Origin of the sequence: Acidovorax sp. (genome assembly GCF_046291265.1) — a bacterium.
Lineage (GTDB): Bacteria > Pseudomonadota > Gammaproteobacteria > Burkholderiales > Burkholderiaceae_C > Acidovorax.
This window is the reverse complement of record NZ_JBKBTV010000004.1, coordinates 71,079-94,963: the sequence shown is the minus strand read 5'-3', so window position 1 is coordinate 94,963 and position 23,885 is coordinate 71,079. Positions and strand designations below refer to the sequence as shown.

Genomic DNA, 23,885 nt, shown 5'->3' with positions numbered 1-23,885 from the left:
CCCCAATGTGGGGCTTTTGCTTTATTGCAGCGCTTGCACGCCCGCTACCAGCCAGCCGCTGTTGCCAGCCTTGGATTTAGTCATGTTCCACACTTCGCGGAACGGGCTCGGGCCTGCCGAGAGTTCTTCGCGGATCATGCCGGAGAACTCGACGCTGGCCATGTAGCCGTCGCCCAGTTCTTCGATGCCCAGCAACTGGGCTTCAATCATCACCACTTCCGTGTGGTTGGGCTGCGCGCCACGGTGGGCTTCACGTTCGGTCAGCTGGGTGCGGATCTCGTCGAGCATGCTGTCGGTCATCATCGACCGCAGCGTGTTGATGTCCGAACCGTCCCAGGCAGCTTGCAGGGTCACAAAGTTGCGCTTGGCCGCCGTCAGGAAACCTTCGGTGTCAAAACCTTCTGGAACACCCCAGTTCTGCGAGCCCGACAGGCCCGAGCCAATGACTACACCCGTCGTGCCGACCTGACCACCCTGCGCCTGGCGCGAGGCATCAAACGCCATGCTGCTGCGCTCCCAAGGGCGTGCCGACGCGTCGTTGCCCACGTTGTTGGGGCTGTACTGAGGCGGTACTTGCGCCGCGGCAGGGGTGGGGGCACCCGCGCCCTGGAAGGCGAACGGAGACCCGCCCGCACCTGCACCGGCTGCGCCGCCATTGCGCGCGCGCATCACCATCTTGAAGATGGCGAACGCGGCAAACGCAAACAGAGCAATCATCAGGATATTGGCGAACCCGGCACCCAGCCCCAGGGAGCTGGCCAGCCAGGCGAGGCCCAGGCCAGCGGCCAGGCCGCCCAGCATGGCACCCCATGGTTTCTTGGCTGCGGCAGCTGCAGGCGCGGCGGCGGCGCCAGGCTTGGCCGCTGCAGCGCTGTTCACGTTCTGCGCCGGTGCACCCGGCGTTGCAGGCGGCGTGGCCGAATCACGCTGGGTGACATTGCCCGACTGCTTGCCCATCGACTTGCCGCCACCCATCCGCTTGGCATCCGCGTCGGCGTGTGCAAACGCCAGCATTGCTACCAACACTACAGACCACAGTTTCATCATGAATTCTCCGTCTCCGTTAAATCTATTCCGAGCATCCCGAGCGCAGCGCTCAGTCCTCGCTCAACACTTGATTCCAACATGCAAGGCTACGATGCCCCCCGTCATGTTGTGATAGTCCACATGCCCAAAGCCATTTTTTTGCATGAGGCTTTTGAGTTCCTCCTGCCCCGGGTGCATGCGAATGGACTCGGCCAGATAGCGGTAGCTTGAATCGTCGCCCGCCACCAGCTTGCCCAAACGGGGCAGCACCTTGAACGAATACCAGTCGTACGCTTTCTCCAGCGGCTTGGCCACTTTCGAAAATTCGAGCACCAGCAACTTACCGCCCGGCTTGAGTACGCGGCACATCTCGGCAATCGCCTGGTCTTTGTGCGTCATGTTGCGCAGGCCAAAGGCCACGCTCACTACGTCGAAATGCGCATCGGGGAACGGCAGCTTTTCTGCGTCGCAGACCAGCGTGGGCAACACCACTCCGGCATCAATCAGGCGATCACGCCCCACGCGCAGCATGGCTTCGTTGATGTCGGTGTGCACCACACGGCCTGATGCGCCCACCTTTTTGGCAAACGCCATCGCCAGGTCGCCCGTGCCGCCCGCAATGTCCAGCACCTGGCTGCCTTCGCACAGGTTGGCCACCATCACGGTGTAGGCCTTCCAGGCGCGGTGCATGCCCGCCGACATGAGGTCGTTCATCACGTCGTATTTGGACGCGACGGAATCGAACACACCGCGCACGTGGCGCGCTTTTTCCTGCTCATCGACCGACTGAAAACCGAAGTGCGTGGTGCTCATAAAAATCATGCTAGGCGCGTGGGCGCCAGAGGTACAGCGACAACCCCGCACTGAAATGGGGCATCTGTCGCAATTAGGACAACGCCATTTGAATAAAAACGGCCGCTAGCGCTTATGAATAAAGCGCCAATAGCTATATATTTAATAGCAACTCAGTGAGCGGGGGCAACACCCGCTTACGCAACGCAACACCCGCCCATTCCATCAGTGGCTGCCACAGGCATGGCCGCCAGCACCGCCCTTGGGCGCCATGGGCGCGTCGCGGTCTTCGCCTGCAGCGGCCAGGCGGGCGACGTACTGGGTCCACAGCGCGTCTTGCTGCTGACCCAGTTCATACAGATAGTCCCAACTGAAAATTCCGCTCTCGTGGCCGTCAGAAAACGTGGGCTTGACCGCGTAGTTGCCCACGGGCTCCAGGTTGACCAAGGTCACTTCACGCTTGCCGGTTTGCAGAACCTCCTGCCCCGGACCATGGCCCTGCACTTCGGCCGAGGGTGAATACACCCGCATCAGCTCGAACGGAATGCGGAACGTGACGCCGTCAGAAAACCCCACCTCTAGCACCCGCGATGCCTCGTGCACCGTGATTGCCTGCGGCGTGGGCGCGCCCGCTTTCAAACCTGCCATGGATTCACCTGTGAGAAAACTGTTGCCAGAAGACAAAAAAGGACCGCGGTCATTGTCCCACCCACAGGCGGGCATGCCCTGGGCAGGGTTACCGAGCGGGGCTGACGGATGCGAGCTTGGACAGTTTCCCCTGCAGCGCTATCTCCAGCGCCGGCAGCCGGGCCAGGATGGCCGCTTCTTGCGCAGCGGGACTGAGCCGCTGCGCCGCTGCCCACACGGGCGAGGGAAAGTGGCTGTCCCGTTCAAACCGCGCAATCACATGCCAGTGCAGGTGCGGCACCATGTTGCCCAGCGCCGCGAGGTTGATTTTGGTGGGCGACAAGTGCTGGCGCAGCGCTTGCTCCACCAAGACCACCGCCTCCATGCAGTACACGCGGTCCTGCGGCGCGAGGTCGGAGAACTCGGCCACATGCGCGTTCCACACCACTCGGTAAAAGGCCGGGAACCCAGCCTCCTGCGCGCGAATGACGCGCAGGCGCTCACCGCGCCACACCAGCACGCCACCGTCTTCAGCGCACAACGGGCAGGACATCAGACCAACACTCGCTCGATGCCACCATTGTTGGCCTGCTGCACGTACTCGGGCATCCAGTTCTCGCCCAGAATCTCCCGCGCCATCTCGACCACGATGTAATCGGCTTCCAGCAAACCGTTGTTCAAATCGCCTTCGTAACGGTTCAGGCCCTGCAGGCAGCTGGGGCAGCTGGTGAGAATCTTGACGTTGGCCTGCGCATCCACGGCGCCCGGCCCCGTGCCGGTGGCCTTCATGACCTCGCGCAACTGAGCTTCGCCTTTTCGGATCTCTTCTTCCTTGCGAAAACGCACCTGGGTCGAGATATCGGGCCGCGTGACCCCCAGCGTGCCGGACTCGCCGCAGCACCGTTCGCTCTTCAAGACCTGTTCACCCACCAGCGCCTTCACGGTCTTCATCGAGTCCTGCAGCTTCATCGGGTTGTGGCAGGGCTCGTGGTACAGGTACGCGCCCTTGCCCTGCAGGCTCACACCCTTCTCCAGCAGGTATTCGTGGATGTCGATGATGCGGCTGCCCGGGAAGATCTTGTCGAACTCGTACCCCTGCAGCTGGTCGTAGCAGGTGCCACAGCTCACCACCACGGTCTTGATGTCCAGGTAGTTCAGCGTGTTGGCCACACGGTGGAAGAGCACCCGGTTGTCGGTGATCATCTTCTCGGCCTTGTCGAACTGGCCGCTGCCGCGCTGCGGGTAACCGCAGCACAGGTAGCCCGGCGGCAGCACGGTCTGCACCCCGGTGTGCCACAGCATGGCCTGCGTGGCCAAGCCCACCTGGCTGAACAACCGCTCCGAACCGCAACCTGGAAAGTAAAACACCGCCTCCGTCTCGGCCGTGGTGGCCTTGGGGTTGCGGATGATCGGGACGTAGTCCTTGTCCTCGATGTCGAGCAGCGCACGCGCCGTCTTCTTGGGCAGGCCACCGGGAAGCTTCTTGTTGATGAAGTGGATCACCTGCTCCTTGATCGGAGCCGTGCCCACCGTGGCTGGCGGCTTGGTCGTCTGCTTGCGGCCCACCTTGCGCAGCAGGTCCACGGCCAGGCGCTGGGCCTTGAAGCCCACATCCACCATCGCCGAACGCATGAACTTGATGGTGTCCGGGTTGGTGGCGTTGAGCATGGTCATCGCCAGCGCGTTGCCGGGGCGGAAGGTCTTCTTACCCATCTTGCGCAGCAGGTTGCGCATGTTCATGGTGACGTCGCCAAAGTCGATCTTCACCGGGCAAGGGCTCTCGCACTTGTGGCACACCGTGCAGTGGTCGGCCACGTCTTCAAACTCTTGCCAGTGCTTGATGCTCACGCCCCGGCGCGTCTGTTCTTCGTACAAAAACGCCTCGACCAGGAGCGAGGTCGCGAGGATCTTGTTGCGCGGGCTGTACAGCAGATTGGCGCGCGGCACGTGCGTGGCGCACACCGGCTTGCACTTGCCGCAGCGCAGGCAGTCCTTGACCGAATCGGCAATGGCGCCGATGTCGCTCTGCTGCATGATCAGCGACTCATGCCCCATCAGGCCAAAGCTGGGGGTGTACGCATTGGTCAGGTCGGCATGCAAAGTGGGCTTCGACGACGTATTTGAAGCCAAATTGGCCTCTAGCGCTTGTCCATCAAGCGCTGGTAGCTCCTGATTTCGGAGCAACTTACCCTTATTGAAGCGCCCTTCCGGGTCGACCCTGCGCTTGTATTCTGCAAACGGGCGCAGCTCTTCGTCGGTCAAGAACTCCAGCTTGGTGATGCCAATGCCGTGTTCGCCCGAGATCACGCCGTCCAGGCTGCGCGCCAGCACCATGATGCGGGCCACCGCCTCGTGCGCGGTCTGCAGCATTTCGTAGTCGTCGCTGTTGACGGGCAGGTTGGTGTGCACGTTGCCGTCACCGGCATGCATGTGCAGCGCCACCCACACACGGCCCTTGAGCACGCGTTTGTGGATGGCCACGGCCTCGTCCAGGATGGGCTTGAACGCCGCGCCCGTGAAGATGCCCTGCAGCGGCGCACGTAGCTGGGTCTTCCAGCTGGCGCGCAACGTGTGGTCCTGCAACTGGGGGAACAGCGTGTCCACATCGTGCAACCAGCCCTGCCACAAGGCGCGCACTTCTTCCACCAAGGCAATCGCCTGGGCCACGCGCTCCTGCAACAGCTCGGGCGATGGCACCTCGTCATCGGCGTCGTGCTTGCCCAGGGGCAAGTTTCCACGCTCAAAGAACTCGGTCAGCGCATCGCACAGCTTGATCTTGTTGCGCAGGCTCAGCTCGATGTTGATGCGCTCGATGCCGTCGGTGTACTCGGCCATGCGCGGCAGCGGGATCACTACGTCTTCGTTGATCTTGAAGGCGTTGGTGTGGCGGCTGATGGCGGCCGTTTTCTTGCGGTCGGCCCAGAACTTCTTGCGCGCCTCGGCCGTGATGGCAATGAAGCCTTCGCCGCTGCGGGTGTTGGCCAGGCGCACGACCTCACTGGTCACGCGGGCCACATCGTCGGCGTTGTCGCCCGCAATGTCGCCAATCAGCACCATCTTGGGCAGGCCGCCGTTGCCCTTCTTGCTCTTGGTGGCGTAGCCCACTGCTTTCAGATAACGGTCGTCCAGATGCTCCAGGCCCGCCAGCAACACGCCACTGCGCTTTTGCTCGGCAAACATGAAGTCCTTGATCTCGACGATGGAAGGCACGGCGTCCTTGGCGTTGCCAAAAAACTCCATGCACACGGTGCGCGTGTGTTCGGGCATGCGGTGCACCACCCAGCGCGAGCTGGTGATGAGGCCGTCGCAGCCTTCCTTCTGGATACCCGGCAGGCCGGCCAGGAACTTGTCGGTCACGTCCTTGCCCAGGCCTTCCTTGCGGAAGGTTTTGCCGGGAATAGCGAGGCGCTCAGTGCGCACGGGCGTTTTGCCGTCCGCTTCGAAATACTGCAGCTCGAACGTGGCGACCTCCACGTCATGGATCTTGCCCATGTTGTGGTCCAGGCGCGTCACTTCGAGCCACTGGGCGTCGGGCGTGACCATGCGCCAGCTGGCCAGGTTGTCGAGCGCCGTACCCCACAACACGGCCTTTTTGCCCCCCGCATTCATGGCGATGTTGCCGCCTATGCAGCTGGCCTCGGCGCTGGTCGGGTCCACGGCAAACACAAAACCTGCACGCTCGGCCGCATCGGCCACGCGCTGGGTCACCACCCCGGCTTCGGTCCATACCGTGCCCACTTCGTGGTCCATGCCCGGCAGGCGGCGCATTTCCACCTCGGTCATGGCTTCGAGTTTTTCGGTGTTGATGACCACGCTCTTCCACGTCAGCGGAATCGCGCCGCCGGTGTAGCCGGTGCCGCCTCCGCGTGGAATGATGGTCAGGCCCAGCTCGATGCAGCCTTTGACCAAGCCCGCCATCTCGACCTCGGTGTCGGGCGTCAGCACCACAAACGGGTACTCAACGCGCCAGTCGGTCGCGTCGGTCACATGGCTCACGCGGGAGAGGCCATCGAACTTGATGTTGTCCTTGGCCGTCAAGCGGCCCAGCGTCTTCTGGATTTGGCGACGCAGCTGCGCGGCCTGCTCGAAGGTGGCGTTGAACTCGGCCACCGCACGGCGCGCAGCCACCACCAGCTCACCCACCAGGCGGTCGCGCCCGGCATCGTCGGCCGGGGTGCGGCGCTTTTCAATCTCACCCAGGCGGTGCTGCAGGGCATCGACGAGCAGCTTGCGGCGGTTGGGGTTGTCCAGCAGGTCGTCCTGCAGGTAGGGGTTGCGCTGCACCACCCAGATATCGCCCAGCACTTCGTACAACATGCGGGCAGATCGCCCGGTGCGGCGCTCTTTGCGCAACTGGTCCAGCACGTCCCAAGACTCGGAGCCCAGCAGACGGATCACGATCTCCCGGTCGGAGAACGAGGTGTAGTTATAGGGAATTTCGCGCAGACGCACAGGCTCGGCGGCCTGCGTCTGCAAGGCAGCCAACGCAATCGGAACATTCATGGGGGTCTACCTGGGGTGGGCGCCGCGCGCCCATGAGCCTCGGGGGCGTGATTTTATGCCAGCGGGCCGCTGCCTGCCCGCGGCGGGCCACCCGGCACTATCGCAACCGCTGCGCTGCCGCGTCTCAGGCCCATGCGTAGGGAGCCTTTTCGCTGCGCGCTCCCACCAAGCCGTTCGTGAGGCCCGGATGGGACAACAGCTGTGGCTCGCCGCGCGGCAGCACGCTGGCAATACCGCCCTGCGCGTCATTGTGAACCTCGATGACCTGCCCCGAACGCAACGCATCGAGCAGCTTTGGAGTGAGCTCGAAACTGGCGGAAAGACCGGCGTCGTCCAGTGCCGGGATCTTGCCGCGCCGCTCCACGCGGCGGCGCATCTGGTTGTAGAGCGCCCAGGCGGCCAGCACGCAGGCGTTCAGCCCGGCAATGGCAACGTAGCCGGCGAGTGTGTCGGCAGTGGCGATCACGGGCTCCAGGCGCGCGGCCAGCCCCGGCCCCTGGTAGCGCACCATCTCGAACACGCCGCGGCCCACCAGGTAAAAGAATGCCGCCCAAGCGATCAAGGTGGCCAGCAGGTCGAAAAGGCGCATCAGCCAGCCCTGGCGGGTGCGGATCAAGGGGTTTTTCATGGGGTGTCGCTCCTGGGGATGCCACGGTCGGGGCTGGTCCAGCGGGCGCGCGACTGGCGCGCCTTGAGCATGACCAGCGGAAAGCTCACCAGCGTGGTGAAGAGGCTCAGCATCCAGTACACCACCGGGTACCAGATCATCCACAGCAGCGTGCTGCGGATGGTGGGCTCGTAACGCCGCTCGATCGACACGCTGACTGCGAACTGCATGAGGCAGGTGACCGACAGCACCAGCCCGGTGAACGAAGGCGGCATGATGGTGGGCACGTACAAGTGCTCGGGCATGTCAAAGAACTTGCCTAGCAGGTACAGGATGATGGTCAGCCCGAACATGAAGGCCCATGCGGTGGACATGCAGAACTCCAGCATCAGGAGCCACATGCGCCGGTTGCGCCAGTGCCACATGCCGCGCAGGTTCTTGAGGAACACCTCGGCCCCGCCCTGCGACCAGCGCAGGCGCTGCTGCCACAGGCCGCGCAGCGTCTCGGGCATCAAAATCCAGCACAGCGCGCGCGGCTCGAAGAAGATCGACCAGTGGCGCTTTTGCAGCTTCCAGCTGATGTCGATGTCCTCGGTGATCATGTCCGGGCTCCAGTAGCCCACGTCGTCGAGCGCGCGCCGGCGAAACGCCGCCACCACGCCCGACACCGTGAACACCTGCCCGTACACGCGCTGCGTGCGCTTGATGAGCCCGATGATGGACGAGAACTCCCCCACCTGGATGCGCCCCACCAGCGTGGACCGCGTGCGGATGCGCGGGTTGCCGGTGACGGCGCCCACGCGCGGGTTGTCGATGAGCGGCGCCACCAGGTAGGCCACCGCATCGCGGTCGAGCAGCGCATCGCCGTCGATGCACACCAGGTACTCGCTGCGCGCAGACGCCGCGCCCATGCGCAGGGCGATGGCCTTGCCCTGGTTCTGCGCCAGGTGCACCACGCGCAGGCGCGGGTGCTCGGCGGCCAGGGCATCGAGCACCTGGCCGGTGTGATCGCTCGACCCGTCGTTGATGGCGATGACCTCGATGTTCGGGTAGCGCTGGGCCAGGGCGGCGCGCAGCGCATCGCCGGCGTTTTCGCCCTCGTTGTGGCAGGGCACGAGGATGGACACCAGCGGCTGGCCCGCCAGCTCGGGCGCCGGTACATCGGGCCCCCAGGCCCAGTGCCGCTCCCAGTGCATCCAGTAGTACAGGCCGCCGGCGATCCAGATGCCGGACATGAAGAGCGGGTACAGAAACACGAAGTCCAGGATCACATCGCTGGTGAAGGCCGCCTGCAGCGCGAGCGGCCCGGCAATGATGAACACCAGCACCGAGAGCGCGATGGCACGTTGAATGATCATGGCTGCAAGACCCCACTGTTGGAAAGCACGGGGCGCAGCACCTGGATGCTGGGCAGTCCGCTGATGAAGTTGTCGGGGTAGTAGCCAAAGCTGCGCGCACCGCGCAGCTGCAGACGGCGCATCCAGTGCGCCAGGCGCTCGCTGGCCACCGGCTGGCCGGTGCGCCAGTCCACGGCCTGCAGCTCGAAGACGGTGCGCTCCACCGCGCCGGGACGGCGGGTGATGGTGTCCACCACGCGGTCGAGCCAGGCATCGGCCTCGCCCTCGGGCACCTTCTCCATCAGCGGCATGGCCATGGGGGCCGTCCAGTCGTAGGCGGCGAGAAAGTCGTCCAGGTTCTGCGCGAACCAGGCCTCGCTCTCGGGCGCCAGCATGGGCATGGCAAAGAGGTTGCGCGCCGTCTTCACCTGCGGGCCGCGGATGGCGCGCACCCGCTCGGCCAGGTGCAGGGTGAAGTCGGTCAGCGCACGGGTCTTGAACTGGGTCCAGCGCTGGTGTACTGCCGGGTCGGCGCGCAGCTCGGCCACGCTGGCGGGCAGGCCGGCCTGGTGGTAGGCCGCCAGGGCGCCGGGGCTGGCGTCCTCATAGTCCGACAGCAGCGCATCGTCGTGGAACAGCACGCCGTCGAACCAGGCACTGCGCGCCAGGTCTTCGTAGATGTCGGTGATGCGCGCACGTGCCGTGGCATCGAACGGCGACAGGCGCCGGTACTGGCCGGGCTCTGCAGTCCGCCCCGGCGGCGCCTGCGCCTGCACGCGCGGCAGCGCCGGGTCGAGGTCGAAAGCCAGCACCGGCATCCACGCATACACCGCCACCCGGCTGCGCGTGCGCAGCTGCCAGGCCACGCGGTTGAACAGGTCGGCGCGCATGGGCAGCCAGCGGTTGGGGAAGTACACGCTGTGTACCGTGCCATCGCCCTGCACGTCCGCAAAGGCCTGCAGGAACACGGTGTTCACCCCCAGGTCCTGCACGCGCTGCACCAGGTGGTCGAAATTGCGCGCTTGCTGCGCCGGGTCGGCGTCGTACAGGTAGTCCAGGTCCACATGGGCCACGCGCAGCACGCGTGGCTCCTGCGTGGCCACCACGGCGGCGGCGAACTGGTCCACCGAAGGGTCGCCCTGCACCAGCAGGCGCGGCGTGTTGAACAGCGTGCCGGTGTGGCCCAGGCCTTCGTCCAGCGTCACGGCCATTTGGTAGCCATGGCGCCGGACCACGGCCAGGGCAGTGCCGTTGGCGGTGCCATAGGGCCAGACCCAGACCCTGGGGGCCTTGCCGGTCACCTGGCGGATGCGTGCCGTGATGGCGGTCACGTCGGCGTCCAGCCGCGCCGTGAAGGCCTCGTCGCCCTCGTAGGTGGTGGTGGCCTCGTTGTAGGTGCGCGTGGCAGCGGCAGACTGTGCATTGCCCTGCGGGTTGGCCAGCACGCCCTGGTGCAGGTCGTTGGTGTGCGCGCCCACCTCCACCAGGCCCGAAGCGGCCATCTCGGCCACCTGCTCCCAGGTCGCAAAGCGCTCGCGCGGCGTGGGCAGGCCGCCAAAGTCCACCGCCTGCCCGGCAGGTGCATCCAGCCACGCGCCCACGGGCGCCAGCACGGCGGGCCAACCGGTGGCCTGGAGCAGGGGAAACACGCGGTCGTAGAAGCTGCGGTAGCCATCGTCAAAGGTCAGCAGCACGGCCTTGGGTGGCAGGGGCGTGCCGCCATCACGCGCGGTCAGGATCTGGTCCACCGACACGGGCTGGTAGCCGTTTTCGCGCAGCCAGCCGAAGTGCGCCACCAGGCGCTCTGTGCGCACCGCGAGGTAGCGGGCATCGACATCCACATCCTGCACGTCGTGGTAGGCCACGGTGACGAAGCTGTTGGCCGGCCAGGGGCGCTCGGCATGGGGCAATGCGCGGTCGCGCGGATGCACGAAGGGCGGCGCCCCGCTGGCGCAGGCAGAGACCAGCGCCGCGATGGCGAGCAGGGATAAAAGCCGCAGAAACACGGGGATCATGGCAACAGCACCTCAGAATTTGTAGAGCAGGTCGAACGCGGTGCGCACGATGCGCTCGTTCACCCCGTCGTAGGGGCGCCGGGTGACGGACACGGCCAGCCCCAGCTCGAAGGTGTCGTTCATGCGCAGGCGCTGGCCGTAGCCCACGGTGGCCACGTCGCCCGTGCCGTAGCCGCGCTGTGCGTAGGTGCCCACGCCCGCCTGAAAGCGCTGGCGCCATTCGGTCTGGTAGTGGCGGTACAGCACATGCGATACATCCAGCGTGGGCAGCACGAACAGGTCGGCCTCGGGCGCGAAATACGGCCCGCCGGGCTGGCTGTTGCGCGAGTGCGAAAGCTCCAGCACCGCATCGGCAACCACGCCGTAGCGCGTGAAGAGGCGCTCGCGCCCCACTACGCCCATGGCCGTGCGGCGGTTGCCGTCGGAGTAGTCGAGCGCGCCCAGCGACAGGTTCCACTCGCGCCGCTCGTTGGCGCGCCAGCGCAGGCCGGCGGTGGCGCTGTTGGCGGTGATGTCGCTGCGCAGCGCGCGCAGCGGCGTGTCGCGCGACAGGCGCTCGGCCGCGCCGCTCACCTGCCACTGGTCGCTGAAGTCGTGGCGCCCCTCCAGCCGCAGCCCCGTGCGCTGGCCGTGGCCAAAGTCGTGGGTGGAGAGCTCGCCCTCTACCGTGTTGTCGCGCACCCGCCACTCGGCCCCGGCGCGCAGGCTGCGGTGCAGGCCACGCCCCTCGGCAAAGTCGCCGCTGCCAAAGCCGTGGCCGGCAAACAGCCGCCAGTCGTCGGCCAGCGGTGCGCTGTAGCCCACGGTGTCGATGCCGTAGTCGCCATTGCCGATAGTCGGGTTGGGGCTGGACGACAGGCCCCGGTAGCCGGAAATGCGCAGCTCGGGCATGCGGTAGACCCGGCGCAGGCGGTCCAGCCGCTGCACCTGGCGGTTTTCGGGGTAGCGCGCCATCACATCGTCGGCCAGCGCATCGGCCTGCCTCCACTCCTGCAGGTCCAGCGCGGTGAAGCCCTGCTGCAACTCCAGCCCCAGCGCGCGCGGCTCCATGGCCTCGACCAGCTTGAGCTCTTCTTCGGCCCGGCGCGGCCAGGCACGCCCCCGGTAGACACCGGCCAGGGCGATGCGCGCGCCCAGGTGGCCGGGGGCCATGGCCACCATGCGTTCGAAGCGCAGCTGCGCCTCGGGCGTGTCGTCGGCAAAGCTGTGCGCCTGCGCCGCCATCATGGCGGCGCCGGGCCAGGCCCCCTGCCCCGCCGGCAGCCGGGCCAGCGCCTGCGCGGTGCGGTCGGCCAGGGCCACGGCCTGGTCCATGGCCTCGGTCTCGACCAGCGCGTAGAACAGGCCGGTGGTATCGATCACGCTGCCCGCCGGGGTGGCCGGGTCGGCCTGGCTGCGCGCCAGCAGCTCGCTGTAGAGCAGGCGCGCGGCCTCGGCCTGGCGCAGGTACAGGTAGGCGCCGGCCGTCCAGCGCAGCGCGTAGTCGGGCACGGGCACGCCTTCGCGCCGCAGGGCCTCGTACTCGGCCACGGCATCGGTCATGCGGGCGCGCACGGTGAGGGCGCCGATGCGGTCCACGCGCATGCGCTGCACATCGCGCGCGGCGTCGGGGTCGGCGCGCCAGGAGGTCAGCGCGCGTTCGTAGTGCAGCAGCGCCCGGTCGGCCAGCGCAAAGCGCTCACCCTCGCTGCGCGTGGGCGAAAAGGACAGCCGCACCAGCTCGGCGCCGATGTCGGCCTGCAGCCGGCGCTGCTGCACGGTGTTCATGAGCGCGGGGCGCGCATCCACCAGCTGCTGTGCCTGCGTTGGCAGGCCGGCCGACTGCAGCGCATCGGCATAGGCCACCTGCACGGCGTTGTCGTCGGGGGCCAGCGAGCGGGCGCGGCTCACCTCGGTCAGCGCCGCGTAAAAGCGGCGCGCGGCGGTGTGTACGTAGGCCAGGGCCAGGCGGCGCTGCGCCACCATGGGCGCATCGGCCACCAGGGCCAAGGCCTGGGCCAGCGCCTGCTCGTCGCGCCCCGCGTCGGCCAGCACCTGCACCTCGCCGATGCGCAGCTGCGCATCGCCGGGCGCCAGGGCCAGCGCACGGGCATACACGGCCAGGGCTTCGTCCCAGTCGCGCAGGTTGCGGTGAGCGCGGGCCACGGTGCCCAGCGTGCTCACCGGCAGCGCGCGCTGCAGGCCATGCGCGCGGTACACCTGCACCACCTCGCCATCGAGCCCGGCCCACCCAGCGATGTCGAGCCAGTCGGCGATCCGGGAGGAGGCGTCGGCCGATGTGAAGGGTGTTTGGCGTAAAAACTCGAGAGCGGGCGCGGTGTCGCCCGTCCGTGCCCGGCGCACCATCGCGTCGTAGGCTTCGGCGCTATGGGGAGAAGCCTGCACGAGGGCGCAGACCATCGCACCAGCGGCAAAAGCAGCTGTCAATGTTTTTCGCGCGGGCCTGCTGGAGGAAAACGGGGGAGGAAGAGCGCAACGCAGCCCGGTCATGGACTGCCTGAATCAAGGCACGGGCTGCACTTGCAACACACTGCACCTGCAGTGCGCATCGGTCTTTGCTGTCGCTGAGCGGTGCGACACCGCTGCGTCCACGCGCTTCTCAACCCCTGCGCGCTGGGAACCTGCATCAATGGCAGGGTTTTGTGTGAACCGGTACTTGGCCTAAAGAAGGGGTCCGCTGTCACATCAAGGGCGGGGGCCCTTTGTATACGCTTTGGAGGCAATGGGGGGAGTAGCTGGTGCATCCTCCCATCGTTACGAGAGGTAAAGATGCCTCCCGTAGTTGCCCCGCCCGCGGTAGCGTCAGAAAAGCACCCGACTGCGCAGCGTGCCGGGCACGCCGGCCAGTTTGTCCAGTGCCAGATCGGACGAGGCGGCGTCGATATCGATCACCACATAGCCGATCTTCTCGTTGGTCTGCAGGTACTGGGCCGAGATGTTGATCTGGTTGTCCGAGAAGATGCGGTTGATCTCGGACAACACGCCGGGAACGTTGTGGTGGATGTGCAGCAGGCGGTGTTTGCCCGGGTGCGCGGGCAGCGCCACCTCAGGGAAGTTGACCGATGACGTGCTGGTGCCGTTGTCGCTGTACTTCACCAGTTTTTCGGCCACTTCGAGGCCAATGTTGGCCTGCGCCTCCATGGTGGAGCCGCCGATGTGGGGGGTCAAAATCACGTTGTCCAGGCCGCGCAAGGGCGACTGGAACTCGTCCTTGTTGGTGCGTGGCTCGACCGGGAACACATCGATGGCAGCACCCAGCAGTTTTTTCGCCTTGAGGGCCTCGGCCAGGGCCGGAATATCCACCACCGTGCCACGTGCTGCGTTGATGAGGATGCCGCCGGGTTTCATGGCGGCAATCTCCGCCGCACCCATCATTCCCTCGGTGGACGGCAGCTCGGGCACATGCAGGCTCACGATGTCACTCTGGCCCAGCAGGTCGTGCAGGTGCTGCACCTGGCGCGCATTGCCCAGGGGCAGCTTGTTGACCACATCAAAGAATGCCACATGCATGCCCAGTGCCTCGGCCAGCACCGACAGCTGCGTGCCGATAGAGCCGTAGCCCACGATGCCCAGGGTCTTGCCACGAATCTCGTAGGCGTTGTCGGCCGACTTGAGCCAGCCGCCGCGGTGCGCCACCGCGTTCTTTTCGGGTATGCCGCGCAGCAGCAAGATGGCTTCGGCGAGCACCAGTTCGGCCACCGAGCGGGTGTTGGAGTACGGCGCGTTGAACACCGCAATGCCCTTTGCACGCGCAGCGTTCAGGTCGACCTGGTTGGTGCCGATGCAAAAACACCCCACGGCCACCAGCTTGTTCGCATGCGCAAACACCTCTTCGGTGAGCTGCGTGCGCGAGCGGATGCCCACAAAGTGCACGTCTGCCATCTTGCGCTTGAGTTCTTCGTCCGACAGTGCGCCAGAGACTGTCTCGATCTGGGTGTAACCCGATCCCCGAATCACATCCACGGCGGAGGGGTGGATGCCCTCTAGCAGCAAAAATTTGATCTTGTTTTTATCCAGTGAATTGGTGGCCATGGCAGTGAAAAGTTCCTGAAAAATGGAGCGCTGTTACACCTGGGTCAGCGCAGTCGAGTGGCGTGCACCACTATGCACCAAGCATGGTGCATCGCACAAAACCTTGCCGCTCTCGGCAAATGGCTGCGCAGTTGTCACAAAAGAGTCACAATCGCACCCCTTGCAGGCACCCCACGGGGTTTCCCCGGTTGTTACACACAGGGTGCCATGCGACAACGACACACCACTGTCACAAGGGCTGCCTAGCATCCGCCCTTTGTGCATTTCGTCATCCTTGGAGGAACATTCATGCAAGTTAAGCATCTGGCAGTTTCCGCTGCCATCGCCCTGTCATTCACTGCGCCGGTTCAGGCGCAGCAAGTCGAGATTCAGTGGTGGCACTCCATGAGTTCTGCTCTGGGCGAGTGGGTCAACGACCTTGCCAAGCAGTACAACGCCAGCCAGACCAAGTACAAAGTGGTGCCTACCTACAAGGGCACATATGACGAATCCATGACAGGCGCCATCGCGGCCTTCCGTGCCGGCAACGCGCCCCACATCCTGCAAGTGTTTGAAGTGGGCACCGCCACCATGATGGCCAGCAAGGGCGCCATCGTGCCTGCCGCCAAGGTGCTGAACGACGCAGGCTTCAAGTTCACCCCCACCGACTACGTGTCGGCCGTGGCTGGTTACTACACCGCGCCCAATGGCCAGATGCTGAGCTACCCGCTCAACAGCTCCACCACGATCTTTTATTACAACAAGGACGCCTTCAAGAAGGCAGGTCTGGACGCTGACAAGCCACCAAAGACCTGGCCAGAAGTGTTTGCTGCTGCCTCCAAGCTCAAGGCCAGCGGCCACAGCTGCCCGTTCACCACCAGCTGGATCAGCTGGACGCAGCTCGAAAGCTTCTCGCTGTGGCACAACACGCTGTTCGCCACCAAGAACAACGGTTTTGACGGCACGGACGCCCAGTTGCAGATCAACACCCCGCTGCACGTTCGCCACTTCGACAACCTGGCCAAGGCCTCCAAGGAAGGCAGCTTTGTCTACAAGGGCCGCGGCAACGCCCCTGATGCGTCCTTCCCATCGGGCGAGTGCGCGATGATCACCGGCTCGTCGGGCCTGTACGCCCGTGTGTCCAAAGAAGCCAAGTTTGCCTACGGCATCTCCACCCTGCCCTACTACGCTGACGTGCAAGGCGCTCCCCAGAACACCGCCATCGGTGGTGCCAGCCTGTGGGTGATGTCCGGCAAGAAGGCCGAAGAGTACAAGGGCGTTGCCGACTTCATGAACTTCCTGAACGACTCCAAGGTTCAGGCCGCCAGCCACCAGCGCACGGGCTACCTGCCTGTGACCATGGGCGCCTACAAGCTGACCGAAGCGGCGGGCTTCTATGAAAAGAACCCTGGCACCGATGTCGCTGTGACACAGATGATCAAGAAGGCCACCGACAAGTCGCGCGGCATCCGTCTGGGCAACTTCGTGCAAGTGCGTTCCATCATTGACGAAGAAACCGAACAAATCTGGGCTGGCAAGAAGACTGCCAAGGAAGCCCTGGACACCGCAGTGACCCGCGGTAACGAGCAACTGGCCCGTTTCGCACGCGCCAACAAGTAAGTTCTGACCAGCGTCTGTTGATACCAACGGGGCCCTCGGGCCTGGTGGTATCTCAAGCCCGCCGCCCCCGTAAACCACCCGGTTTGCTGGGGCGGCGGGTTGTCTTTTTGGCCGCCGGGCCTTATCCCGGCTTTTGTGGGCACACCAAAGTGCACAACACGCTCTAAGAGTCTGGACATGGAAAAACGCGTTCTCTTTCGCTCTGCATGGCTGCCGTGGGTGCTTCTGGCACCCCAGCTGGTCATCATCAGCGTCTTCTTTTTCTGGCCTGCGGGCCAGGCACTGGTGCAGTCGTTCCAGATGCAAGACACCTTCGGCTTCTCGAAGGAATGGGTCGGCTTTGACAACTTCAAGGCGCTTTTCGAAGACCCCGGGTACCTGGCCTCATTCAAGACCACGGCCTTCTTCTCGATCCTCGTGGCCGTCAGCGGTATCAGCCTGTCGCTGATGCTGGCGATTTTTGCGGACCGCATCATCAAAGGTGCCCTGGCCTACAAAACCGCACTGCTGCTGCCCTATGCCGTAGCCCCTGCGGTGGCGGGTGTGCTGTGGATGTTCATGTTTTCGCCGTCCCTCGGTGTGGTGGCGTACATGTTGCGGCAGTCGGGTTTTGACTGGAACCACATGCTCAACTCCGACCACGCCATGGCGTTGATCGTGATTGCGGCGGTGTGGAAGCAGATTTCGTACAACTTCCTGTTCTTCCTGGCGGGTCTGCAGTCGATCCCCAAGTCCCTCATCGAAGCCGCCGCCATCGACGGTGCAGGCCCCTGGCGCCGGTTCTGGACCATCCAGTTCCCGCTGCTGTCGCCCACTACGTTCTTCTTGCTGGTGATCAACGTGGTGTATGCGTTTTTTGACACCTTCGCCATCGTGGACGCCACCACACAGGGCGGCCCAGGGCGCGACACGGCCATCCTGGTCTACAAGGTCTACCACGACGGCTTCAAGGCCATGGACATGGGCGGATCGGCCGCGCAATCGGTGGTGCTGATGGCCATTGTTGTGGTGCTGACCGTGATCCAGTTCCGCTACGTAGAAAAGAAAGTGCAGTACTGAAATGGTTGAACGCAGTCCTTATCTCACCGCGTTCTCGCACCTGATCATGGTGCTGGGCGTGATCATCGTGGGCTTCCCGCTGTACCTGGCGTTTGTGGCGTCCACCCACACCGCACAGGACATCGTGCAGGTCCCCATGCCGCTGCTTCCTGGCAACAACTTCTGGCAGACCTACCACGACACCCTGTTTGGCGGCGGTTCGGGCGCGGGCTCCACCGCCCCTGTCTCTCGCATGATGTGGGTGAGTTTTGTCACCGCCATCGTCATCACCGTGGGCAAGATCGCGATCTCGCTGCTGTCGGCGTTTGCCATCGTGTACTTCCGGTTCCCCTTCAAGGGCATCTGCTTCTGGCTGATCTTCATCACCCTGATGCTGCCGGTGGAAGTGCGCATTGGGCCCACGTACGAGGTCGTGTCCAACCTGGGCATGCTCAACACCTATGCGGGCCTCACGGTGCCGCTGATCGCGTCGGCCACCGCCACCTTCTTGTTCCGCCAGTTCTTTCTGACGGTGCCGGATGAACTGGTGGAAGCGGCCCGCGTGGACGGCGCTGGCCCCATGCGCTTCTTCAAGGACATCCTGGTGCCGCTGTCGCGCACGTCGATTGCCGCGCTGTTCGTGATCCAGTTCATCTACGGCTGGAACCAGTACCTGTGGCCGCTGCTGGTAACCACGTCCGAAGACATGTACCCCGTGGTGATTGGCATCAAACGCATGATTGCTGGTGGCGATTCGGGCAACGAATGGAACATCGTGATGGCCACCGCCCTCTTGGCCATGTTGCCGCCCGCCCTGGTGGTGGTGCTCATGCAGCGTTGGTTCGTCAAGGGCCTGGTAGATACCGAAAAATAAGACAAATCCCCTTCTAGCGCTTATTCCATAAGCGCTAGCAGCTATCAAATTAATTGCATCATGGCATCCATATCTCTTCGCAATATCGTCAAGCGCTACGGCGTGGGCCCCAAGGCCAATCAAGTCATCCACGGCGTGAACGCCGAGGTCAAGGACGGTGAATTTGTCGTCATTGTCGGCCCCTCAGGCTGCGGCAAATCCACCCTGCTGCGCATGGTGGCGGGCCTGGAAGAAATCTCCGGCGGTGAACTGCGCATCGGCGACCGCGTGGTGAACGACCTGGAACCCGCCCAGCGCGACATTGCGATGGTGTTCCAGAACTACGCGCTGTACCCGCACATGTCGAACTTCGACAACATGGCTTACGGCCTGAAGATCGCCAAGGTGCCCAAGGACGAAATCAAGGCGCGCGTGGACAAGGCCGCCAAGATCCTTGAACTGGGCCACCTGCTGGAGCGCAAGCCGCGCGAACTTTCCGGCGGCCAGCGCCAGCGCGTGGCCATGGGCCGCGCCATCGTGCGCCAGCCGCAGGTGTTTTTGTTTGACGAGCCCCTGTCCAACCTGGACGCCAAGCTGCGCGCGCAGACCCGCCTCGAAATCCAGAAGCTGCACCGGGAACTGGGCATCACCAGCCTGTTCGTGACACACGACCAGGTCGAAGCCATGACCTTGGCCGAACGCATGATCGTGATGAACGCTGGCAACATGGAACAGTTCGGCACCCCCGAAGAGGTCTACCACACGCCTGCTACCACGTTTGTGGCCAGCTTCATCGGCTCGCCGCCCATGAACCTGCTCAAGAACGCGCCCAGCGCTGCACCGGGCACCATCCTGGGCATTCGCCCCGAGCATCTGGACGTGCGCAGCGAAGGCTGGGAAGTCAAGGTTGAAACCGTGGAGCTGCTGGGCGCCGAACGCCTGATCTACGGCCGCATCAACGGCGAGCAGATGATCGTGCGCGTCGAAGAAGGCACACACGCGCCCGCACCGGATTCTGTGATTCACGTGGTGCCCCGCCCCGACCGCATTCACGCGTTTGATGCCACCACCGGCAAACGCATCGCTGCCTGAGCCCATCATGCTGCCGACATCGGCCGCCAGTAACGGGTCCGCGGTCCAATCCACGGTGCCCGTGCTGGCGTCGCTGAACCTGGCCGAAACGCTGCAGTTCTACACCCAGCACCTGGGGTTTGCTCCGCTGCTGCAGTTGGACAACTACCTGATCCTGCAGCGCGACGGCTGTGAGCTGCATTTCTGGCCCTGCAACGACCGCCACATTGCCGAGAACACCTCGTGTTATGTGCGCGGCGACACCGCGGTGCTGCACGCAGACTTTGCCGCACGCGGCCTGCAAATTGCGCCCCCCGTCGTCCAGCCATGGGGCATGAAGGAGATGTTCGTCATCGATCCCCATGGCAACCTGTTGAAATTTGGTGAACCCGCATGAGCGCACCCTCGCCCTCCACGTCACTCGCGTCTTCTCCCGCGCCCTGGCCTTACCCCCGCTGGATCGCCCACCGTGGCGCTGGCAAGCTGGCCCCTGAAAACACCCTGGCCGCCTTCCGCCTGGGCGCCCAATATGGCTACCGCATGTTCGAATGCGACGCCAAGCTGAGTGCCGACGGAGTGCCGTTTCTGATGCACGACGCGACCCTGCAGCGCACCACCAATGGCCGCGGCACCGGTGGTGACCGGCCCTGGAGTGACCTGGCCCAGCTGGACGCGGGCTCCTGGCACTCCCGAGTCTATGCAGGCGAGCCGCTGCCCACGCTCGACAACGCGGCGCGTTACTGCATTGCCAACGGGTTCTTCCTGAACATCGAAATCAAACCGACACCGGGCACTGAAGCCGAGACAGGCCGCGTCGTGGCGGCCCACGCGGCGCGGCTGTGGCACGGTCAGCCAGTGCCCCCGCTGCTCACCTCGTTCCAGCCCGCAGCCCTGGCAGGTGCGCGCGACAGCGCCCCCTCTCTGCCGCGCGGCCTGTTGCTCGACACGTTGACCGAGGGCTGGCTGGACACGGCCTTGCAACTGGGCTGCGTGGCCATCGTGTGCAACCACGCGCTCTGGTCGGCAGACACCGTGGGCCAGGTGCATGGCGCCGGTCTGCGCACGCTGAGCTACACCGTCAACGACGACTGGGCCGCGCAACGGCTCATCGACCTGGGCACGGACGGCATCATCACCGACCGGGTGGATTTGTTCAGTCCTGCCTCGGGGGCCTGACAGCCCCAGCGACGGGTTCGACGGGCCCCGTGCCCAGACAACCCCAGGCGCGCACCCGCACCACGCTGCTGTGCGGCCCACCCTCCAAGCCATCGCGCCTCCCGCAGCCCCAGCAGCGGCCTTGGCGGCGCACAGCACAATAGGCCCATGAGCCAGCCCCACACGCGCTTCGCACCTGATCTGCGGCGCAGCCACCACGCCCCTTGCCCCGCACACCCGCCCGTTCACCGCGCATTCCTGCTGCGCGCGCTGCTATGGTTGTCACTCGCCTTCTGCCTGGGTGCCTTTGGCACGGCGGCGCTGGCGCAAACCAAACCCGCCACAGCACCCACATCGGCGGCCAGCCAGCCAGAACTTGAGGCCCCACCACCGAGCGTGGACGATCTGCGCAAGCAGCTGGATGCCATCCCCCAAAAGCTGGGCGAAGACGACGACGGGCGCAAGCTGCTCAACGACGTCAACGCCATTGGCAGCGCCGCCGAGCAGTTGGCCGCCCGCCGCACCGAAGAACTGGCAGACCTGGACTTGCGCCTGGCGGGCCTGGGCCCCGCGCCCGAGAAAGGGGCCGCGCCCGATGCACCTGACGTTGCAGAGCAGCGCTCCAACCTCGGCAAACAACGCGCCACCGTGGATGCAGAACTCAAGCTCGCGCGCCTGATCACCGTGGACGCCGAACAGCGCGGCACCGAGTTGATTCGCCAGCGCCGGGAGCACTTTCAGACCGCGCTCACCACCCGCATCGATTCGCCGCTGAGCGGCAGTTTCTGGCGCAATCTGCGCAACGCCCTGCCGGGCGACACTGCGCGGCTGCAAGCGCTGGGGCGCGATCTGGATCAGGCCGCCAGCGCCGCCATGCAACCGGGCCACCGCGGCGCAGCCATCACCAGCCTGGTGGCGGCCTTGCTGCTGGCGGTGGCAGGCACCTGGCTGGCAGAACGCCTGCTGGTGCGCCTGGTGCCCGCCAAGCTGCCGGCCGGGCGGCTGCGCAGGTCGCTGCTGGCTTCGGCATCGGTGCTGGTTCATGTGCTGCTGATCGGCCTGGCCGCGCAGCTGGTCTGGAGTGGGCTGGAAGTGGGCGGCCCGCTCAATGACAACCTCCAGGCACTTGCTCAAGCCACTGTACGGCTTGCCATCTTCTCGGCCTTTGTGATCGGACTGGGGCACGCACTGCTGTCGCGCAAACGCAGCTCCTGGCGGCTGCCGGACCTCTCGGACGACCTGGCCACGCGCCTGAGCCCCTACCCCTGGTGGATCGCCATCCTGGCATCGCTCAGCGGGCTGATCACCGAGGTGAACAGCATCATCGGCGCCAGCCTGGCAGCAGAAGTGTCCGTGCATGCCGTGACCGCGCTGGCGATGGCCACCATCGTTGCGTTGGCGCTGCGCCATCTGCGCGCGCCCGCCGCCACACCCGGTACAACCGCTACGACTGCTTCAACCGCTGCAGCGCCCGCCCAAGACGCGCCGACCGCCAGCGCTGCGGACGACCGCAAAACCGACGCTGGCGGCCCTTCAGACGCCCCAGACTTGTCCGAACGCCCCGTCTGGTTGGGTCTGCTGGTGGCGTGTGCAGGCATCGCGGTGGTGGCTACGGTGCTCATGGTGGCCTTCGGTTTTGTGGCGCTGGCGGGCACGCTCACACGCCAAATGCTCTGGACCGGTGTGGTGTTTGCCACCACCTACCTGCTGTTCCAGTTGGTGGACGACCTGTGCGAAGCGTTGATTTCATCGCGCGGCGGCTTTGGCGAGCGCCTGCACAAGGGGCTGGGCATTGACGCCAAGCTGCTGGACCAAGCCTCGGTGCTGGGCTCGGGTGTGTTGCGTGTGGCGCTGTTCTTCTACATGGTGATTGCGCTGCTGGCGCCGTTTGGCACCGGGCCGGATGAAGTCTTCCGCCGGGGCAGCAGCATGGACCAGAGCCTCAAGATCGGCGACCTCACGCTGGCCCCGCAGGCGCTGCTCACGGCCCTGGCGGTGCTGGTGGCGGGGCTCCTCTTGATCCGGGTGCTCAAGCGCTGGCTGGTGGACCAATACCTTCCCAACACGTCGATGGAGCCGGGCATGCGCAGCTCCATCGTCACGTTGCTGGGCTATGTGGGTGGCGTGATGGTGGTGGCCGCAGCGCTGGCGGGCCTGGGCATCAGCGTGGAACGCATTGCCTGGGTGGCCAGCGCGCTGTCGGTGGGCATCGGCTTTGGGCTGCAGGCCATCGTGCAGAACTTCATCTCCGGCCTGATCCTGCTGGCTGAGCGGCCCGTGAAGGTGGGCGACTGGGTGGTGCTGGGCACCACCGAGGGCGACGTGCGCCGCGTGAACGTGCGCGCCACCGAGATCCAGCTGGGCGACCGCTCCACCGTCATCGTGCCCAACTCGGAATTCATCACCAAGACCGTGCGAAACATGACATTGGCAGGCGCCCCCGGGCGCGTGCTGCTGCGCCTGCCCGCACCGCTGGACGTGGACGCCAAGCGCATGCGCGACCTGATCCTGGCGGCCTTTACCGCGCACGAAAGCATTCTGGCCAACCCTGAGCCCATCGTGCAACTGGAAGACATCGTGAGCGGCACACTCACCTTCCTGGCGATTGGCTACGTGAGCAACCCGCGCAATGCAGGCGGGGTCAAAAGCGACCTGCTCTTTTCCATTCTGGAATCGCTGCGCAGCGCGGGCCTGGCCCTGTCACCCCCGGCCTCGACCAGCGTGGCGCCGTTGACGCCTGCTTCGGCGTCGGACGCCGCACCCGCCCTGCCCACGGTGGCGGTGCCGCAGCCGCAAGGCGCGGTAGGTGGCGTGGTGAATGCTACGTAATTAATAGCTACTAGCGCTTTACCATCAAACGCTAGCGGCCAAAAACACTAAAAATTCGTCAAACGACCTTGGCACCAGACTTCTTTTGGCGAAGTCCTCGGGGTTGGGCGAATCAAGCCCTCCAGCCGCGCACCAAAACCCACTGGCAGGTGGCGCAGGCCAGCACCAGCGCGGCATAGGTCAGCATCTTGCCGTCTCGCCCCCACACCACCAGGCCAACCGCCAGCACGGCGACGCCGACTGCAAAAACAATAGCTACCCGCGCCCACCACGAAAGCGCTACAGGTGTTTTTGATCGAAAAATTCTGCCCGACAACCCCAGCAGCACCGCCATGGCGGCGGCGGGCGTGACGAAATTGAGCAGGTGGTTGAAAGCGTCCCAAGGACCCATGGAATTGACC

General features: G+C 65.0%; 18 protein-coding genes. 7 read left to right on the top strand and 11 right to left on the bottom strand.

All coding sequences use genetic code 11. The features are described from left to right. Window positions 1–21: 21 nt before the first annotated feature. The 10 genes from ACK41V_RS02910 to serA form a co-directional block, all read right to left on the bottom strand. Window positions 22–1,047, bottom strand: coding sequence for a Tim44 domain-containing protein (locus ACK41V_RS02910; protein WP_409777551.1), 1,026 nt, complete (start codon window positions 1,045–1,047; stop codon window positions 22–24). Window positions 1,048–1,107: 60 nt separating this feature from the next. After that, on the bottom strand, window positions 1,108–1,839 hold the full coding sequence (gene ubiE, locus ACK41V_RS02905) for a bifunctional demethylmenaquinone methyltransferase/2-methoxy-6-polyprenyl-1,4-benzoquinol methylase UbiE (RefSeq protein ID WP_409777549.1): 732 nt from the start codon (window positions 1,837–1,839) through the stop codon (window positions 1,108–1,110). Window positions 1,840–2,043: 204 nt separating this feature from the next. Beyond that, window positions 2,044–2,466 carry a gamma-butyrobetaine hydroxylase-like domain-containing protein gene (locus ACK41V_RS02900; protein ID WP_409777547.1) on the bottom strand — a complete coding sequence of 141 codons (423 nt, stop codon included), beginning with the start codon at window positions 2,464–2,466 and terminating at the stop codon, window positions 2,044–2,046. 88 nt (window positions 2,467–2,554) lie between these two features. Continuing rightward, on the bottom strand, window positions 2,555–2,998 hold the full coding sequence (locus ACK41V_RS02895; RefSeq protein ID WP_409777544.1) for an HIT family protein: 444 nt from the start codon (window positions 2,996–2,998) through the stop codon (window positions 2,555–2,557). Beyond that, entirely contained in the window at window positions 2,998–6,948 is a 3,951-nt protein-coding gene (locus tag ACK41V_RS02890; RefSeq protein ID WP_409777541.1) for a DUF3683 domain-containing protein, read from the bottom strand. Before ACK41V_RS02890 ends, ACK41V_RS02895 begins: the two co-directional genes overlap by 1 nt. A 124-nt stretch (window positions 6,949–7,072) precedes the next feature. Beyond that, the gene (gene pgaD, locus ACK41V_RS02885) at window positions 7,073–7,576 is read right to left on the bottom strand and encodes a poly-beta-1,6-N-acetyl-D-glucosamine biosynthesis protein PgaD (RefSeq protein ID WP_409777539.1); all 504 of its coding nucleotides are present in this window, start codon (window positions 7,574–7,576) and stop codon (window positions 7,073–7,075) included. Next, window positions 7,573–8,910 (bottom strand): poly-beta-1,6-N-acetyl-D-glucosamine synthase, encoded by a 1,338-nt coding sequence (gene pgaC, locus ACK41V_RS02880; RefSeq protein ID WP_409777709.1) that lies wholly within the window; start codon window positions 8,908–8,910, stop codon window positions 7,573–7,575. Before pgaC ends, pgaD begins: the two co-directional genes overlap by 4 nt. Next, entirely contained in the window at window positions 8,910–10,907 is a 1,998-nt protein-coding gene (gene pgaB / locus ACK41V_RS02875; RefSeq protein WP_409777536.1) for a poly-beta-1,6-N-acetyl-D-glucosamine N-deacetylase PgaB, read from the bottom strand. The genes pgaC and pgaB overlap by 1 nt, the downstream gene beginning before the upstream one ends. A gap of 12 nt (window positions 10,908–10,919) precedes the next feature. After that, entirely contained in the window at window positions 10,920–13,307 is a 2,388-nt protein-coding gene (gene pgaA / locus ACK41V_RS02870) for a poly-beta-1,6 N-acetyl-D-glucosamine export porin PgaA (protein WP_409777533.1), read from the bottom strand. A 402-nt stretch (window positions 13,308–13,709) separates the two neighbouring features. Continuing rightward, on the bottom strand, window positions 13,710–14,939 hold the full coding sequence (serA, locus tag ACK41V_RS02865; protein WP_409777530.1) for a phosphoglycerate dehydrogenase: 1,230 nt from the start codon (window positions 14,937–14,939) through the stop codon (window positions 13,710–13,712). 288 nt (window positions 14,940–15,227) lie between these two features. Here serA and ugpB point away from each other — a divergent pair, with 288 nt between their 5' ends. The 7 genes from ugpB to ACK41V_RS02830 all read left to right on the top strand — a co-directional run bounded on the left by ugpB (window position 15,228) and on the right by ACK41V_RS02830 (window position 23,484). Further along, window positions 15,228–16,538 (top strand): sn-glycerol-3-phosphate ABC transporter substrate-binding protein UgpB, encoded by a 1,311-nt coding sequence (gene ugpB / locus ACK41V_RS02860; protein WP_409777527.1) that lies wholly within the window; start codon window positions 15,228–15,230, stop codon window positions 16,536–16,538. Window positions 16,539–16,715: 177 nt separating this feature from the next. Continuing rightward, the gene (gene ugpA / locus ACK41V_RS02855) at window positions 16,716–17,597 is read left to right on the top strand and encodes a sn-glycerol-3-phosphate ABC transporter permease UgpA (protein WP_409777524.1); all 882 of its coding nucleotides are present in this window, start codon (window positions 16,716–16,718) and stop codon (window positions 17,595–17,597) included. A 1-nt stretch (window position 17,598) separates the two neighbouring features. Next, entirely contained in the window at window positions 17,599–18,450 is an 852-nt protein-coding gene (gene ugpE, locus ACK41V_RS02850) for a sn-glycerol-3-phosphate ABC transporter permease UgpE (RefSeq protein ID WP_409777521.1), read from the top strand. A 60-nt stretch (window positions 18,451–18,510) separates the two neighbouring features. After that, on the top strand, window positions 18,511–19,521 hold the full coding sequence (gene ugpC / locus ACK41V_RS02845) for a sn-glycerol-3-phosphate ABC transporter ATP-binding protein UgpC (RefSeq protein WP_409777518.1): 1,011 nt from the start codon (window positions 18,511–18,513) through the stop codon (window positions 19,519–19,521). Window positions 19,522–19,528: 7 nt separating this feature from the next. Continuing rightward, window positions 19,529–19,897: a bleomycin resistance protein gene (locus ACK41V_RS02840; protein WP_409777515.1), complete on the top strand. Its 369-nt coding sequence runs from the start codon at window positions 19,529–19,531 to the stop codon at window positions 19,895–19,897. Further along, entirely contained in the window at window positions 19,894–20,676 is a 783-nt protein-coding gene (gene ugpQ / locus ACK41V_RS02835; protein ID WP_409777512.1) for a glycerophosphodiester phosphodiesterase, read from the top strand. Before ACK41V_RS02840 ends, ugpQ begins: the two co-directional genes overlap by 4 nt. A gap of 258 nt (window positions 20,677–20,934) precedes the next feature. Next, entirely contained in the window at window positions 20,935–23,484 is a 2,550-nt protein-coding gene (locus tag ACK41V_RS02830; protein WP_409777707.1) for a DUF3772 domain-containing protein, read from the top strand. 112 nt (window positions 23,485–23,596) lie between these two features. Here the strand turns inward: ACK41V_RS02830 and ACK41V_RS02825 are convergent, their stop codons facing one another. After that, window positions 23,597–23,875 (bottom strand): hypothetical protein, encoded by a 279-nt coding sequence (locus tag ACK41V_RS02825; protein WP_409777509.1) that lies wholly within the window; start codon window positions 23,873–23,875, stop codon window positions 23,597–23,599. Window positions 23,876–23,885 lie beyond the last annotated feature (10 nt).